This is a genomic window from Rugosimonospora acidiphila, from assembly GCF_039543385.1.
GTDB lineage: Bacteria > Actinomycetota > Actinomycetes > Mycobacteriales > Micromonosporaceae > Rugosimonospora > Rugosimonospora acidiphila.
In genome coordinates, this window is record NZ_BAABJQ010000001.1 from 308,314 (window position 1) to 322,800 (window position 14,487).

Consider the following 14,487-nt stretch of genomic DNA (forward strand, 5'->3'; position numbering starts at 1 on the left):
GTTCAGGTCTCGGCCATCGCCCCCACTATCGAGGCGCGAGCCGCCCGGCGGGCCGGCAGCACCGCCGCGGCGACCGCCGCCGCCCCCGCCACGGCCAGGTACCCGAGCAGCTGCCCGACCGGCACCGTCAACTCCGGGGCGAAGCCGGTGAACATCACCCGCGTGGTGGCCCAGCCGTAGAGCAGGCCGAAGCCCAGCCCGACGATGGCACCGACCACCCCCATCAGCAGCGCCTCGACCAGCAGCGTGGCGCGCAGCTGGCCCCTGGTCAGGCCGAGCGCCCGGGTCAGCGCGGACTCGCGCGTACGCTCGAAGACCGACAGCGACAGCGTGTTCATGACGCCGATCAGTGCGATGATCACGGCTATGGCGAGCAGGCCCGCCACCGCCGCGATCAGCGAGTCGATCTCCTGGGTGAGCTCCGACCGCCACTCCGCGAGGCTGCTCACCTGGACCGTCGGGTACGCGTCGGTCACCGAATCCACCGCCGCCCGGGACGCGGTCGGGGACACCCCGTCGGCCGCCTTGATCAGCACTACGTTGTCGGTGGCCGTCGGGTCCAGTGCGGCCAGGTCGTCCCACCCGATGAGTGCCGCCCCGACCTGGGACTCGCCGGAGGCCAGCGCGGCCACGGTGAACCTGCCCGCGCGGCCATCCCCGGTAGACAGCGTGACGGTGTCGCCGACGCGCTTGCCCCTGGCCGCCGACGCCGAGGTGGACAGGACGACCGTGCCGTGCCGGAAGTTGGCCGCCGACCCGGCGACCAGGGTCATCGTCCGGCCGATCACCAGCGACTGGTCGGCCGGGTCGACCGCGCCGATCTCCACGCCCGTTCCGTCCAGCGTCCCACTGTCGATCCTGACCTCGACGACGTTGGACAGCTGCGGCCGTGACCGCAGCCGTCGCGCCACCTCCGGCGGGATGCCGAGGCTGCCGTGGGCGGTCTGGGCGGCCTGGAGGATGTAGTCGACGGGGTAGTGCGCGGTCAGCTGGTCGGTGGTGGTGGCCTTGACCGAGGCGAGCGCGACGCTGGCCGCGGACATCAGGCCGACCCCGACCATCAGCGCGGCGGTGGTGGCCGCGGCGCGGCCCGGGTTGCGCCGGGCGTTCGCGGAGGCCAGCCGGGCGGGGGTACCGAAGATCCGACCGGGCAGCCAGCCCAGCGCGGCGGTCAGCGGGCCCACGAACAGCGGCGACAGGATGAGTACGGCGAGGAAGTTGACCAACCCGCCGACCACCACCGTGATCGTCGCGACCTGGGAATCGCCGTGGTAGGTCGAGCCGGCCACGGTCAGCGCCGTGCCCGCGGCGCCGACCAGTACGGCGAGGATCACCTGCGGCGCGCGCCGCCGGTGCCGTCCCGGTGCGGCCAGTGGCGTGGCGCGCAGCGCGGCCAGCGGCGGTACCCCAGTGGCCCGCGCCGCGGGGATCAGCGCCGAGGCCACGGTGACCAGCACGCCCACCAGCAGCGAGACGATCACGGGGGTGCCGGTGAGCACCACGGCGTGTGACGGCAGCGGCTGGCCCAGCGCGGCGAGCCCGCGGAACAGCAGGTACCCCAGGCCGATGCCCAGCGCGATCCCGAGCACGGCCCCGGCCAGCCCGACCGCCACGGACTCCAGCAGCACGGAGCCGAACAGCTGCCCCCGTGACGCTCCGACGCAGCGCAGCAGCGCCAGCTCCCGGACCCGCTGCGCGATCAGGATGGTGAACGTGTTGTAGATGACGAACGAGCAGACCACGCACGCGATCACCGCGAAGATCAGCAGTACCTCGATGAGGCTCGCCAGCTGGTTGATCGCATCGTTGGCCAGGTCGTCGCGGTACTGCGCGCCGGCCACCACCCGGTCGTCGGGCAGGGCGGCACCCACCCGACGGGCGAGCGTCGACTGGTCCACGCCGGCGGCGGCCGACACCACCACCTGGCTGTACCCGGTCGCCCCGGCCAGGGTGGTCATCGCCGCCGGGGTGAGGATCACCACCGCCTGGTCGGCGTACTGCTTGGAGTCGCCGAAGTCGACGATGCCGACCAGGGTCACCCGGTGCGGTGCCTGCCCGGTGTCCAGGACGGTCATGGTGTCCCCGACCGCGTACCCGGTGCGCGCCGCCGTGCCGGCGTCCAGGGCGGCCTCGGTGGCGGTGGCCGGCACCCGCCCCGACTTCAGGTCGTAGGGCCGCAGCGCCGGCACGGTACCGGCGGACATGGCGATGCCCGGGTGCCCACCCACCGCGACCAGCCGGCCCCGCCTGTCCAGCAGCGGCAGGTTCTCCTGCATCCGGCCGTCGACGCCGCCCACACCCGGGACCGCTCGGACCGTGTCCATGGTGGACCGGGGCAGCTCCGTCCGGTGCGCCGACCGCGGTGTGACGGACACGTCCACGTGCTGCGCGGCGCGGGCGAACTCGTCGTACACCGCCGCTTTCATGGTGTCGCCGAAGATCAGGGTGCCGGCGACGAAGCCGACGCCCAGGACGATGGCCAGGGCGGTGGCGAGCAACCTCAGCACGTGCGCGCGCAGCCCCGCGACGGTGGTCTTGAACATCGCTCAGACCTCCCGCCGCGGCGCGGCCGGGGCGCGGTGCGGGTCGGCGGCGCGGTGCGGGTCGGCGGCGCGGTGCGGGTCGGCGGCGCGGTGCGGGTCGGCGGCCGCCACGCCGTCCAGCCGGCGTAGCGCGCCCAGCACGGCGTCCGGGCCCGGCGGCGCGTCCAGCGTGCCGGCCAGCCGGCCGTCGGCCAGCAGGATCACCCGGTCGGCGTACGAGGCGGCGTTCGGATCGTGGGTGACCATGACGACGGTCTGGCCGAGGTCGCTGACCGACCGGCGCAGGAAGCCGAGCACCTCGGCGCCGGAGCGGGAGTCCAGGTTGCCGGTCGGCTCGTCGGCGAAGACGACATCGGGCCGGGGCAGCAGGGCCCGGGCGCAGGCGACCCGCTGCTGCTGCCCGCCGGACAGCTGGGCCGGATAGTGCCGCAGCCGGTCGCGGATGCCCAGCACGTCGACGATGTTGTCGTACCACTGGCGGTCGACCGCCCGGCCGGCCAGCTCCAGCGGCAGCCGGATGTTCTGCTCCGCGGACAGCGTGGGCAGCAGGTTGAACGACTGGAACACGAAACCTATCCGCTGCCGGCGCAGCCTGGTCAGCGCCTTGTCGCTGAGCCCGGTGATCACCGTGGAGCCGATGCTCACGCTGCCGGAGCTGGCGGTGTCCAGGCCTGCGGCGCAGTGCATCAGGGTCGACTTGCCGGAGCCGGAGGCGCCCATGATCGCCGTGAACTGGCCGGCGCCGAACTCGACGCTGATCCCGTCCAGGGCACGTACCGCCGCTTCCCCGGTGCCGTACACCTTCACCAGGTCGTTCACCGACACCGCCGCGCGGGTGGTGGTCGCAACTGTGGTCATAGGGGCAAGCTATGGCGGCCCGGGGGTCCGGGTCGTCGGCATGAAGAACGCTTCGCGGGTACGACCTGAGGAGGAGAAGGGTGGTACGCCAGGCGTCGATGTGCCAGTTCCCGGCATGGGGTAGCCGGGGCCGGCCGGGCTGGGCCAGGATGAGCCGATGCGCGTACTCCGGCCCGCGTCCGCGGTCCTGTTCGGCGCGGTGGTCCTCACCGGGATCGTCCTGACCGGCTCACCGGCCATTTCGGCGCCGGGCGATGACGCGTCCCTGCGGGTCACGCCCGATCAGGGCGCGGCCACCTCGGTCTTCGTCGTCCGGTACCGCATGGTGCAGCTCGGCATGCGGCCGGGATCGCGCCTGGCCTGCCCGCTCGTCCAGTTCGAGTGGGATGGTGCGCCGCTGTCCGCGGCCCTGCGCGCGGTGCGCCAGAACGGCGTCTGCGTGGCCACCCTGCGGGCCCGGCCGCCGGCGCGCGACCGCGCACCCGGCCCGCACCGGATCGAGGTGCCGGGCCTGCTCGGGCTCGGCGCGCGCGCCGTGACGTACACCGTGCTCGGCCCGGCCAGTCCGACCCCGGCCCGGACCGCGTCCCCGGCCGCCCGGGCGCTGTCGGCCCCCACCCGGAGCGCCACTGCCGCCGCCGATCCGACCGTCGGCGACCCGCCGTCCCCCAGCCTTTCGATCGACCCGGTGGTGCCACTGCCCAGCGACTCGCCGGTCGAGGCCATGACGGTGCCCGGGGCCGGGGGCGGCGGCTCAGCCGCGGCCTGGGTCATGATCGTCGGTGGCTCCATGGTGCTGGCCGGCGTCGGCCTGCTCGGACTGCTGATTTACCGGTCCCGACGCGCCGAGGCAGCTCGCGACCTGGGCTTCGATCCGGAAATCCCCGGGCTCTACGAATAGTCTTCGCCCGACACGGCGGCGGCCGGGCGCATAGTGTCTCGACCATGGCTATGGCCGGGCCCCGAATGCACACGACCGTGGAAGCGCTGACCGAACTGCGCCAGCGGTCGAGGGCCGACCTGTCCGACCGCTGGCGCCGGTTGCGCGGCAGCCTGCTGTTCGCCGCACAGGCCGGGGTCGCGGCGAGCCTCGCCTGGCTGGCGGCGCACTACCTGGTCAGGCACCCACACCCGTACTTCGCGCCGATCGCCGCGGTCATCGTGCTCAACGTCTCGGTCGGCCAGCGCCTGCGCCGGGCGGTGGAACTGCTGGCCGGAGTGGCGCTCGGGATCCTGCTCGGCGATCTGCTGATCTATTTCACGGGTACCGGGCCGTGGCAGATCGGGGTATCCGTCGCGTTCGTGATCCTGGCCTGCGTGTTCCTCGGCGGCAGCCCGACCGTGATCGGCCAGGCGGCCTCCTCGGCGGTGCTGGTGTCCACCCTGGCGCCGCCGCAGAGCGGCATTTACTACTCGCGGTTCATCGACGCGGTGGTCGGCGGGGTCGTCGGCGTTCTGGTGCTGGCGCTGCTGTTGCAGATCAACCCGCTCACGGTGATGAAACGGGCGGCCGCGCCGGCCTTCGACTGCCTCGCCGAGGGGCTGCGGGACTGCGCCCGGGCGCTCGCGTCCGGCAGCCTGGAGCAGGCGCAGGCGGCGCTAAACGCGCTGAGCGACGCCGACTCGTCGATCACCCGCTTCCAGGACGCGCTGGCCGACGCCAGGGAGACCGCCACGCTGGCGCCGGTGCGGTGGCGGGCCCGGGTGCCGCTGACCGAGTACGTGGACGCCGCCCCCCACATCGACCATGCGCTGCGCAACGCCAGGGTGCTCGCCCGCCGGACGGTCACCATGATCGAAGACGGCGAGGAGGCGTCGCCGAACCTGATCGCGTCCCTGCAGAGCGCGGCGGAGGCGGTCGCCGTCTTCGTCCGGGAGCTGGCGGCCGGCCGGGAGCCCGACCGAACCCGGGAGCTGACCCTGGCGGCGGTGGCCCTGGCCGGCGAGGCGTACCGGCGGGGGCTCGACTTCTCCGCCGGGGTGGTCGCCGCGCAGGTGCGCACCATCGGCACCGACCTGATGCTGGCCACCGGCGTGTCGGACCGGGCGACGGCCAGGCTCATCCACCGGGCCGCCGGGCGGGTGCCGCGCCCCTCCCGGTCGGCCGGATAGTCTCGGCTGATGAGCCAGCTCGCCGGAAGCCTCGCGCCCATGCCGTCCGGGCGACCGGACTGGAAGCGCATCGGCCTGCTGGCCGGCCTGATCGCCTTCATCGCGCTGTGCGGCGTGGCGATGCTGATCCTGCTCGGGTTCAACATCGGACCGGTGGCCGTGGCCGTCGGCGTGATAGCGGCGATCATCCCGGTACCGCTGCTGGTGGCGGCCTTCTTCTGGCTGGACCGGTACGAGCCGGAGCCCATCAAGTACCTGGCCTTCTGCCTGGCCTGGGGCGCGTGCGTGGCGACCCTGGTCGCCTTCCTGCTCAACAACCTGGCCAGTTGGGCGTTCGGCCGGCTGGGCTGGCCGACCGCGCTGGTGGCGGTGGCGGTGGCCCCGGTCATCGAGGAGTCGATGAAGGCGCTCGGCCCGATCCTGCTGTTCTGGCGCCGGCGGCGGGCGTTCTCCGGCATCGTGGACGGGATCGTCTACTGTGGACTGTCCGCCACCGGCTTCGCCATGGTGGAGAACATCCTTTACCTGGGCGGGTACGGGTACGCCAGCGGTGCCGACAAGGGCGGCGTGGCCGGCGGGCTGGCCGGGGTGCTCGGCCTGTTCCTCGCCCGGATCCTGCTCTCCGGATTCGCCCACCCGCTGTTCACCTCGATGACCGGCGTCGGGCTGGGCATCTCCGCCCGGGCCAGGTCGCGCACCGCGCGCCGGCTGGCCCCGTTCGCCGGCCTGCTGGCGGCCATGATCATGCACAGCTCGTGGAACCTGATGATCACCATCGCCCAGGACACCGGCCAGTACCTGGTGCAGCTCTACGGGTACTTCTCGGTGATGATGCCGATCTTCCTGGGCATGGTCGGCCTCGCGCTGTACCTGCGCTCCCGGGAGGGCCGGCTGACCGAGCGGATCCTCCCGGAGTACGTGCGCGCCGGCTGGCTCACTGCCCCGGAGGTCGCCACGCTGGTCACCATGGGCCGGCGGATGTCCGCCCGGGCCTGGGCCAAGCGGGTGGCCGGCGAGGAGGGCGAGCGGGCCATGCGCGGGTACCAGTTCGCCGCGACCCAGCTCGCGCTGCTGCGCGACGGCCTCCAGCGCGGCCTGGCCATGCGGCCGGAGGAGTTGACCGGGATGCTGACCGAGGAGCGCCGGCTGTTGGAGTGCGTCGCCTGGTACCGAGGGGTGTTCTCCCGGGACCCGCACGCGCCACCGGTGACCTGGGACGGCGGCCGGTACCACGTGAGCTTCCCGGACGGCTCGGTACGCGCGGTCGAGGCCCCGCAGGTGCCGGTGGTGCCGCTGCCCGTGGTGCTGCCCCGGTACCCGCAGTCCGGGTACCGTTAGCCGCCGGCCCTCGTCGGCTACAGGTAGAGGCCGGTGGCGTCGGTCTCCACGCGGCTGGCCGCGACGGCGTGAACGTCACGCTCGCGTAGCAGGATGTAGTCGCGCCCGTGCAGCTCGACCTCGGAGCGGTCGTCGGGGTCGAACAGCACCCGGTCGCCGTTCACGATGGAGCGCACGTGCGGGCCGACACCGACCGCGGTCGCCCAGGACAACCGGTGGCCGACCGAGGCGGTGGCCGGGATCACGATCCCCGCGGCCGAGCGGCGTTCTCCCTCATTGCCCTCGAGGCGGACGAGGACGCGGTCGTGTAGCAGGCGGATGGGCAGACCGGGTTCGGGGTCGTTCACGTTCACGACCGGTACGGTACAGCGGATCTCGATTGCCCGCGTCGGTACGGTAGGTGTGGTCCGGTCGCCGCAGGGGGCGCGGTGCCGGACGCGTGGGGGTGGCCGCCGAAGGGTGGGATCGGCAAGGCTGGCGGATGGAGAGCGCCTTGGGCCGTTTCAGGCAGGTACAGGAGAATATCCGGCGGGCCTACCAGGCCGGCAGAGAGACCGTACGCAGCGCGGCGCAGGATCAGGATCACGAGCCGGAGCCGATGGGCGACGAGCCCGCGGCCGAACAGGTGTACCTGGAGCATCCGGTGGGGCAAGACGGCCAGGACGTGCCGTACCCGCTGCGCATCGCGGCGGCCTGGTCGTGGCGTCTGTTGATCGTCGCCATCGCCGGGGTGGCCGTGCTGTGGGTGGTCGGCAAGCTACACCAGGTGGTCGTGCCGGTCGCCATCTCGATGCTGCTCTCCGCGCTGCTCTCGCCGCTGGTCGGCTTCCTGCGCAAGCACGCCCACCTGCACCGGTCGCTGGCCACCGCGCTGACGATGATCGCCGGCCTGGCCGTGGTCGCCGGCGTGTTGACGCTGGTCATTACCGAGTTCGTGAACAGCTGGAGCCAGCTCAGCCAGCAGGCGCAGGGCGGCATCCAGCAGATCCAGGGCTGGCTCAAGGGCGGGCCGATGCACCTGTCCGACCGGCAGCTCGACTCGGCACTCAACTCGGTACAAGACTGGCTCAACAGTCACAAATCAGTGCTGACCAGCGGCGCGTGGTCGACGGCCACCACCGCGTTCGAGGTGATCGCGTCCGCCTTCCTGATCCTGTTCACCACCTTCTTCTTCCTGCGTGACGGCCGGCGGATCTGGCGGTTCCTGGTCGGCCTGCTGCCGGTCGCGGCTCGGGAGCCGCTGGGTACCGCCGGCGAGTACTCGTGGCAGACCCTGGTCGCCTACGTCCGGGCCACCGTGCTGGTGGCCTTCATCGACGCCACGGGCATCGGCATCGGCCTGGTGATCCTCCGGGTCGACCTGGCGTTCGCGCTGGCCGCCCTGGTCTTCCTGGGTGCCTTCATCCCCATCGTGGGCGCCACGCTGTCCGGCACCGTGGCGGTCCTGGTCGCCCTGGTCACCCGGGGTCCGGTCACCGCACTGGTGGTCGTGGCGGTGGTCGTGGCGGTGCAGCAGTTCGAGGGGCACGTACTCCAGCCGGTCATCATGGGCCGCGCGGTGGCGGTACACCCGCTGGCGGTGATCGTGGCCATCGCCACCGGCGTGGTGCTGGCCGGCATCATCGGCGCCCTGGTGGCGGTGCCGATCCTGGCCGTACTCAACACCGGGATCCGGCACCTGGCGGCCAGGCGACGCCGACGACCGGAGCCGCCACCGCCCAGCGACGTGGTGGTCAAGAGCTAGGCACCGCATCCGACGCCGGGCGGTCAGCGCCCGGGCGGTCAGCGCAGCCGGCGCAGGGCTCCATGCACCACGTCGGCCTTGGTCGTGTACCAGAACGGCGGCAGGGTCTTGCGCAGGTAGCCGCCGTAGCCCCGGGCGGTCTCCAGCCGCGAGTCGAGCACGGCCACGACGCCCTTGTCGCTGGCGCTGCGGATCAGCCGGCCGACACCCTGGGCAAGCCGGACGGCGGCGATCGGCACGCTGACGGCCGCGAAGCCCGAGCCGCCGGCCGCGTCGACCGCGGCCGCCCGAGCCGCCGCCAGGGGCTCGTCCGGCCGCGGGAACGGCAACCGGTCGATGACCACGAGCTGGCAGGCGTCGCCCGGCACGTCGACGCCCTGCCACAGCGACATCACGCCCATGAGGCAGCTGTTGCGGTCCTCCCGGAACTTGCGCACGAGCAGCGGCAGCGCCTCCTCGCCCTGCAGCAGCACGTGCAGGTCGGTCTTTGCCCGCAGCACCTCGGCCGCCCGCTCCGCGGCCCGGCGGGACGAGAACAGCCCGAGAGTCCGGCCGCCGAGCGCCTGCACCAGAGCGATCAGCTCCTCGGCGGCCGCGTCGGAGAGCCCGGACGCGCTCGGCCGGGGCAGGTGCGCGGCGACGTAGAGGATGCCCTGCTTCGGATATTCGAACGGCGAACCCACGTCCAGCGAGGTCCAGGACGGGGTGACCTTCGGGTCCTCGGTGGACGGGGTCTCGGCCAGGCCGAGCGAGCGAGCCACCGTGTCGAACCGGCCGCCGAGGGCCAGCGTGGCCGAGGTGGCCACCACCGTGCGGTCCTCGTACAGGTGGTTGGACAACGTGCCGGCGACCGACAGCGGCGCCACCACGATGGCACGGCGCCGGTCGCCGCGCTCGATCCAGGCGACGTCGAAGTCGGCCGAGGCGAGCAGCCGCTGCGCGGTCTCGGTCATCTCGGAGAGCACGGCCCTGGCCTGCTGCTTGCGCACCGGATCGGGATCGTCGGCCTTGACGTCGCCGAGCCGGTCGAGGACGCGCCGGCAGGCCGCGTCGAGCAGGGTGAGCGCCTCCTGGATCGCTGCCGGCAGCCCGGCGGTGAGCCGGCCCGGCTCGGCCCCGGTCAGCCCGTCCGCCAGCGCGTCGCCGGACTCGGTCAGCCGGTCGTAATCGTCGGGGTCCACCAGGGTGCGGACCCGACGGGCGGCCCGCTCGATGGCCTCCGGCGACAATTCGGCCTGCGCCGCGCTGGACACCCGGTCGGCCAGCTCGTGCGCCTCGTCGATCACGAGCAGCTTGTGCGGCGGCACGATGTGCCGGCCGGCGAGCATGTCGACGGCGAGCAGGCTGTGATTGGTCACGACGATGTCGGCCTCCCGGGCCCGCGCTCGCGACGCCTCGGCGAAGCACTCGCTGCCGTAGGGGCAGCGGGCCGCTCCCACGCACTCCCTGGCGGGCATGGACGCCAGCCGCCAGGCGGAGTCGTCGACGCCGGGGTCCAACTCGTCGCGGTCACCGGTCTCGGACTCCAGGGCCCAGTCGCGCAGCCGCTCGACCTGCTTGCCCAGCCGGCCCGCCTCGCCCAGCCACTTGCTGCCGCCGTCTTCGGGCTCGAACAGGGCGTCGGCCGGCTCGTCCTCGTTGAAGTTGTCCAGCCGGGCCAGGCAGGCGTAGTGATGCCGCCCCTTGAGCACCGCGAAGGTCGGTCGCCGGCGCAGCAGCGGCTCGACCGCGTCGGCCAGCCGGGGCAGGTCGTGGTCGACGAGCTGGGACTGCAGCGCGAGGGTGGCGGTGGACACCACCACCGGCCCGTCGACCAGCAGCGCCGGCACGAGGTAGGCCAGCGACTTGCCGGTGCCGGTGCCGGCCTGGACCAGCAGGTGCTCGCCGTTCGAAACGGCCTCGGTGACGGCCGTGGCCATGGCCTGCTGCCCCGGCCGGGCCGCCCCGCCGGGCACGGCACCCACGGCGGCGGCGAGCAGGTCCTCAACGGTGGGTCGGCTCACGGGTCAGAACGCTACCGCGTGCCTCCGACGGGCCTGTGCGTCGTCCACACTCCGGCGAGTTATCCACAGGTTCGGGAAAACGGCGGTCGCTAACTGTATTAGCCAGGGTCGCGGCCAGTACTGTCGGGGCATGGCCAAAGACGTGGTGCGCGTCGAATACACGAAATATGACGGCACCGCGCATCGGGGCTATCCGGCCCTGCGGCTCGGGGAGGATCAGCACGGCATCTGGCTCGGCGTTCCGCAGCCGCTGCACGCGATGAACGACGGTGGCTACAAATATGACGATCCCTACGTCCTGCTCGTGCCCCGGCAGTCCTGGTGGACGGCGCTGTTCAACGCGCCGCCCCGGCGCACCGAGGTCTACTGCGACATAGCCACGCCGGCCACCTGGGTGGACCCGCACCTGGTGCGCTTCGTCGACCTTGACCTCGACGTCCGGCGGCGGCGCGCCGCCACCGGACCGGAGCTGGTCGACGAGGACGAGTTCGAGGTCAACCGGCTGCGGTTCGGCTACCCGGTCGACGTGGTGGGCAATGCCTGGGCCGCCGCGCACTGGCTGGTCAAGGCGTTGTCGGACGGCACCGAGCCGTTCGCCGGCGGATACCAGGCCTGGCTGGATCAGGTCGTCTGACGCCCCGCCGGGCCGCTCGTCGTCTGAAGCCGGCTCACGTGTCGCTGCCAGGTCACGTGTCGTTGAGGCCGGGTCAGTTCTCGATGAACTGGTAGTCGCGGGCGATCCGGCCGTCCTCGTCGAGCACGATGAGGTCGGTGCCGATCGAGGCTACCTCGCCGCCGGCAGCCGGCAGCATGTCCCAGCGCAGCCGCAGGGCGTCGTGGTGCGTCGCGGCCCCGTCCCGCGCGCGGAAGACGTAGCCCTGCCCGATCCACCGCTCGTGGGACGCCTGGATGGCGTCGGTGATCTCGTCGAGCCCGTCGTACCGGTGCAGCGCGTTGCAGTAGCGCGCCCGCTCGGCGAAGACCTCGGCGATAGCGAGGCACCGTGCGCCGGGATCGGGCTCGTTCCACAGTGCGACGTACCGCTCGGCGAATCGTTGGGGATCAAGCATCGGGCTTCTCCTTCGGGTACAGCGTGCTGATGAGTTCGAGTTGGTCGAGTTGGGACTTGAGGTCGAGCGCGCCGATGCGGCACACGAGGTGCCGGGCGCCGGCGGCGACGTACCGGTCGAGGGCGGCGGTGACCTGCTCGCGGGTACCGGCGAGCAGCACCTGGATCGTGCGCACCACCTCCACCGGCATCCCGTACGTGGCCAGGGCGTAGTCGGCGATGGCCCGCTGGCCCGTCTCGGCGTCGTCGGTGATGAGCACCGTCACGAACAGGGCCGGGGCGACCGCCGTGGCGGGGCGGCCGGCCTCGGTCGCGGCCTCGCGTACCCGCGACAGCCCCGCCTCGTAGTCGGCCGGGTCCGGCGGGTACGGCAGCCAGCCGTCGTAGAGCCGGCCGGTGCGCGCCAGCGCCGACGGTGACGCGCCACCGAGCCAGATCGGCGGCCCACCCGGCCGGGCCGGCCGCAGTTGCTCGGGGATGTGATCGAAGCGCAGCACCTCGCCGTGGTACGCGGTGGGGCTGTCGGCCGCCCACAGGTGCCGCCACAGCGCGACGGTGTCGTCGAGCCGGGCGAACCGTCCTCGCCAGGGCACTTCCGACACGGCGTACTCGGCCTCGGAGCGGCGAGGAAAGCCGGCGCCCACGGTGACCACCAGCCGTCCGCCGCTCAGCAGGTCGAGCGAGGCGATGGCCTGCGCCGCCTGGACCGGCCGGCGCAGCGCCGGCAGCAGCGCGGCGGTGCCGAGCCGTACCCGCTCGGTCGCCGCCGCCGCGGCGGACAGCATGGTGAACGTCTCGATGACCGGCCGCAGCAGCGTGTCGCCGGCCCAGAGGGAGGCGAACCCGAGCCGTTCCGCCCGCACCGCGAAGTCGATCAGGTCGCGCGGATCCGTACCCGGGCCCCATTGGGCCCTCCCACTCGGTAGCACCACGCCGAGGCGGATGCCGTCGCCGATGCCGTTCGCACTGTTCATGCCTGAAATCGTGTGGTCGACCGGGTATCGCGGCAATTCCCCGCGAGGAATGGCAGCCGCCCGGGGACCGCTGTTACAACCACTGGTGTGGACTTCCCTGAGGCGCTGCGTACCCGGCGCACCCGGATGCAGGTCAGCCAGCTGGAGCTGGCGCTGCGCGCCGGTACGACCCAGCGGCACGTGAGCTTCATCGAGAGCGGGCGCTCGGTCCCCGGCCGCGGGATGGTGGTGCGGCTGGCTGAGTCCCTGGAGCTGCCGCTGCGGGACCGCAACGATCTGCTGCTCGCGGCCGGGTTCGCCCCGGCGTACCCGGAGAGCCCGTTGAACGATCCGGGACTGGCGCCGGTGCGGGCCGCGCTCGGCCACATCCTCGACGGGCACCTGCCGTACCCGGCCATCGTGGTGGACCGCCACGGCGACCTGGTCGCCGCCAACGACGCGTTCGAGGTGCTCACCGAGGGGGTGGCGGCGCACCTGCTGGCGCCGCCGGTGAACGTCTACCGGGTCGCGCTGCACCCCGACGGAATGGCGCCGAGGGTGCGCAATCTCGCCCAGTGGGCGTACCACATCCTCGACCGGCTGGAGCGCCAGGCGCGGCGCGACCCGGGCGGCCGGTTGGCGGCGCTGCACGCGGAGCTCGCGGCGCACGCCCCGGCCCGGGACATCGGCACCGATCAGCTCGGTTTCGCGGTACCCCTGCGGCTGCGCTCGCGTTGCGGCGAACTCCGGCTGATGACGACGGTCACCACGTTCGCCACCGCCGAAGACGTCACGCTCGCCGAGCTGAAGCTGGAGGCGTTCCTGCCCGCGGACGAGCCGACGGCGGCCGCCCTGGCGGCTCGGCCGCCCGACGGTGCTTAGATCCGGGGCGGCCAGGCCGTGGTGGCCGGGTCGGGCCGGGGCACCCCGACGAGCTTGCTCGGATTGAGCTGGTTGTAGAGCGCGGTGATCCGGCCGTCCGCGGAGGTCGGCACCATGACCATCAGGACCGGCGTGCCGGACGCGTCGACGGCGTCGATGAGCAGCCCGATGTCCCCGTTGACGAGCACCGGCTCGGCGCGCACCGACTGGTACCGCTCGACCTGCCGGAACAGGCCGAGCACGAACCGGCTCACCTGCGTGGCGCCCGTGACCGGCTTGTGAGCGGCGGGGGCCAGGCCGTTGCCGTCACCGATGGCCACCACGTCCGGCGCCAGGATGCGGGCCAGCCCGTCCAGGTCGCCGCGCTGCGCCGCGTCCATGAAGGCGGACATCACCCGGCGCTGCTCGGCCAGGTCCGCGGTGTGCCGGGGCGCGCCGGGATCGGCCAGCGTGCGCCGGGCCCGGGTGGCCAGCTGCCGGGCGGCGGCGGGCGTGGTGTCCAGGGCGGTGGCGATGGCGTCGAACGGGACGGCGAACACGTCGTGCAGCACGAACGCGACCCGCTGCTCCGGGGTCAGCCGTTCGAGCACCACCAACAGGGCCAGGCCGACCTGCTCGTGCTCGGTGACCTCGTCGGCGGGGTCGATCCCCGCCGGCAGCCGGGTGACGATCGGTTCGGGCAGCCACTGGCCGACGTAGGTCTCCCGGCGTACCCGGGCGGAGCGCAGCAGGTCCAGGCAGATCCGCCCGGTCACGGTCGTCAGCCAGGCGCGCAGGTTGGCCGGGTCGGGGCTGGTGGAGGCGAAACGCAGCCAGGTCTCCTGCACCGCGTCCTCGGCCTCGGACCGGCTGCCGAGCATCCGGTACGCGACGCCGAAGAGGTGACCTCGATGCTCTTCGAACCGTTCGCCGAGTTCGTCGACCATGTGTCGAGGGTACGAGCAGAGCACCAGGGGTTGCTCAACGGCGTGGATGGGCGATGATC

General features: G+C 72.9%; 13 protein-coding genes. 6 read left to right on the top strand and 7 right to left on the bottom strand.

Features of this window, described 5'->3' with window-relative positions; all coding sequences use genetic code 11:
- Nucleotides 1-2 precede the first annotated feature (2 nt).
- Complete coding sequence (locus ABEA87_RS01490; RefSeq protein ID WP_345625272.1) at nt 3-2,543, bottom strand: ABC transporter permease; 2,541 nt, start codon at nt 2,541-2,543, stop codon at nt 3-5.
- A gap of 3 nt (nt 2,544-2,546) precedes the next feature.
- Complete coding sequence (locus tag ABEA87_RS01495) at nt 2,547-3,401, bottom strand: ABC transporter ATP-binding protein (protein WP_345625274.1); 855 nt, start codon at nt 3,399-3,401, stop codon at nt 2,547-2,549.
- A 157-nt stretch (nt 3,402-3,558) separates the two neighbouring features.
- Here ABEA87_RS01495 and ABEA87_RS01500 point away from each other — a divergent pair, with 157 nt between their 5' ends.
- The 3 genes from ABEA87_RS01500 to ABEA87_RS01510 all read left to right on the top strand — a co-directional run bounded on the left by ABEA87_RS01500 (nt 3,559) and on the right by ABEA87_RS01510 (nt 6,851).
- Nucleotides 3,559-4,302, top strand: a complete 744-nt coding sequence (locus ABEA87_RS01500; protein WP_345625276.1) for a hypothetical protein — start codon at nt 3,559-3,561, stop codon at nt 4,300-4,302.
- 65 nt (nt 4,303-4,367) lie between these two features.
- A complete protein-coding gene (locus ABEA87_RS01505) occupies nt 4,368-5,513 on the top strand; it encodes an FUSC family protein (protein ID WP_345625278.1) in 1,146 nt (381 codons plus the stop codon).
- Nucleotides 5,514-5,522: 9 nt separating this feature from the next.
- On the top strand, nt 5,523-6,851 hold the full coding sequence (locus ABEA87_RS01510) for a PrsW family intramembrane metalloprotease (protein WP_345625280.1): 1,329 nt from the start codon (nt 5,523-5,525) through the stop codon (nt 6,849-6,851).
- A 17-nt stretch (nt 6,852-6,868) separates the two neighbouring features.
- Here the strand turns inward: ABEA87_RS01510 and ABEA87_RS01515 are convergent, their stop codons facing one another.
- Nucleotides 6,869-7,204 (bottom strand): GroES family chaperonin, encoded by a 336-nt coding sequence (locus ABEA87_RS01515; protein WP_345625282.1) that lies wholly within the window; start codon nt 7,202-7,204, stop codon nt 6,869-6,871.
- 140 nt (nt 7,205-7,344) lie between these two features.
- Between ABEA87_RS01515 and ABEA87_RS01520 the strand changes: the two genes are divergently transcribed.
- Nucleotides 7,345-8,595 (top strand): AI-2E family transporter, encoded by a 1,251-nt coding sequence (locus tag ABEA87_RS01520; protein ID WP_345625284.1) that lies wholly within the window; start codon nt 7,345-7,347, stop codon nt 8,593-8,595.
- A gap of 38 nt (nt 8,596-8,633) precedes the next feature.
- On the opposite strand, the gene ABEA87_RS01525 is transcribed toward ABEA87_RS01520, so the two are convergent.
- Nucleotides 8,634-10,514 carry an ATP-dependent DNA helicase gene (locus tag ABEA87_RS01525; protein ID WP_345625747.1) on the bottom strand — a complete coding sequence of 627 codons (1,881 nt, stop codon included), beginning with the start codon at nt 10,512-10,514 and terminating at the stop codon, nt 8,634-8,636.
- 214 nt (nt 10,515-10,728) lie between these two features.
- On the opposite strand from ABEA87_RS01525, the gene ABEA87_RS01530 reads away from it, so the two are divergent.
- Nucleotides 10,729-11,232 (top strand): DUF402 domain-containing protein, encoded by a 504-nt coding sequence (locus tag ABEA87_RS01530; RefSeq protein ID WP_345625286.1) that lies wholly within the window; start codon nt 10,729-10,731, stop codon nt 11,230-11,232.
- Between the two features lie 73 nt (nt 11,233-11,305).
- On the opposite strand, the gene ABEA87_RS01535 is transcribed toward ABEA87_RS01530, so the two are convergent.
- Both ABEA87_RS01535 and ABEA87_RS01540 read right to left on the bottom strand, forming a co-directional pair.
- The gene (locus ABEA87_RS01535; RefSeq protein WP_345625288.1) at nt 11,306-11,668 is read right to left on the bottom strand and encodes a nuclear transport factor 2 family protein; all 363 of its coding nucleotides are present in this window, start codon (nt 11,666-11,668) and stop codon (nt 11,306-11,308) included.
- Nucleotides 11,661-12,641 (bottom strand): LLM class flavin-dependent oxidoreductase, encoded by a 981-nt coding sequence (locus ABEA87_RS01540; protein ID WP_345625289.1) that lies wholly within the window; start codon nt 12,639-12,641, stop codon nt 11,661-11,663. Before ABEA87_RS01540 ends, ABEA87_RS01535 begins: the two co-directional genes overlap by 8 nt.
- An 87-nt stretch (nt 12,642-12,728) precedes the next feature.
- Between ABEA87_RS01540 and ABEA87_RS01545 the strand changes: the two genes are divergently transcribed.
- Nucleotides 12,729-13,502, top strand: coding sequence for a helix-turn-helix domain-containing protein (locus ABEA87_RS01545; protein WP_345625291.1), 774 nt, complete (start codon nt 12,729-12,731; stop codon nt 13,500-13,502).
- On the opposite strand, the gene sigJ is transcribed toward ABEA87_RS01545, so the two are convergent.
- Nucleotides 13,499-14,428: an RNA polymerase sigma factor SigJ gene (gene sigJ / locus ABEA87_RS01550; protein ID WP_345625292.1), complete on the bottom strand. Its 930-nt coding sequence runs from the start codon at nt 14,426-14,428 to the stop codon at nt 13,499-13,501. The two genes, ABEA87_RS01545 and sigJ, sit on opposite strands and share 4 nt — an antisense overlap.
- Between the last annotated feature and the right edge of the window lie 59 nt (nt 14,429-14,487).

What these genes read in the sequence shown, in the direction of transcription:
- sigJ (WP_345625292.1), bottom strand. Translation starts at nt 14,428, where the DNA reads ATGGTCGACGAACTCGGCGAACGGTTCGAAGAGCATCGAGGTCACCTC.
- ABEA87_RS01540 (WP_345625289.1), bottom strand. Translation starts at nt 12,641, where the DNA reads ATGAACAGTGCGAACGGCATCGGCGACGGCATCCGCCTCGGCGTGGTG.
- ABEA87_RS01535 (WP_345625288.1), bottom strand. Translation starts at nt 11,668, where the DNA reads ATGCTTGATCCCCAACGATTCGCCGAGCGGTACGTCGCACTGTGGAAC.
- ABEA87_RS01530 (WP_345625286.1), top strand. Translation starts at nt 10,729, where the DNA reads ATGGCCAAAGACGTGGTGCGCGTCGAATACACGAAATATGACGGCACC.
- ABEA87_RS01500 (WP_345625276.1), top strand. Translation starts at nt 3,559, where the DNA reads ATGCGCGTACTCCGGCCCGCGTCCGCGGTCCTGTTCGGCGCGGTGGTC.
- ABEA87_RS01505 (WP_345625278.1), top strand. Translation starts at nt 4,368, where the DNA reads ATGCACACGACCGTGGAAGCGCTGACCGAACTGCGCCAGCGGTCGAGG.
- ABEA87_RS01525 (WP_345625747.1), bottom strand. Translation starts at nt 10,514, where the DNA reads ATGGCCACGGCCGTCACCGAGGCCGTTTCGAACGGCGAGCACCTGCTG.
- ABEA87_RS01490 (WP_345625272.1), bottom strand. Translation starts at nt 2,543, where the DNA reads ATGTTCAAGACCACCGTCGCGGGGCTGCGCGCGCACGTGCTGAGGTTG.
- ABEA87_RS01510 (WP_345625280.1), top strand. Translation starts at nt 5,523, where the DNA reads ATGAGCCAGCTCGCCGGAAGCCTCGCGCCCATGCCGTCCGGGCGACCG.
- ABEA87_RS01495 (WP_345625274.1), bottom strand. Translation starts at nt 3,401, where the DNA reads ATGACCACAGTTGCGACCACCACCCGCGCGGCGGTGTCGGTGAACGAC.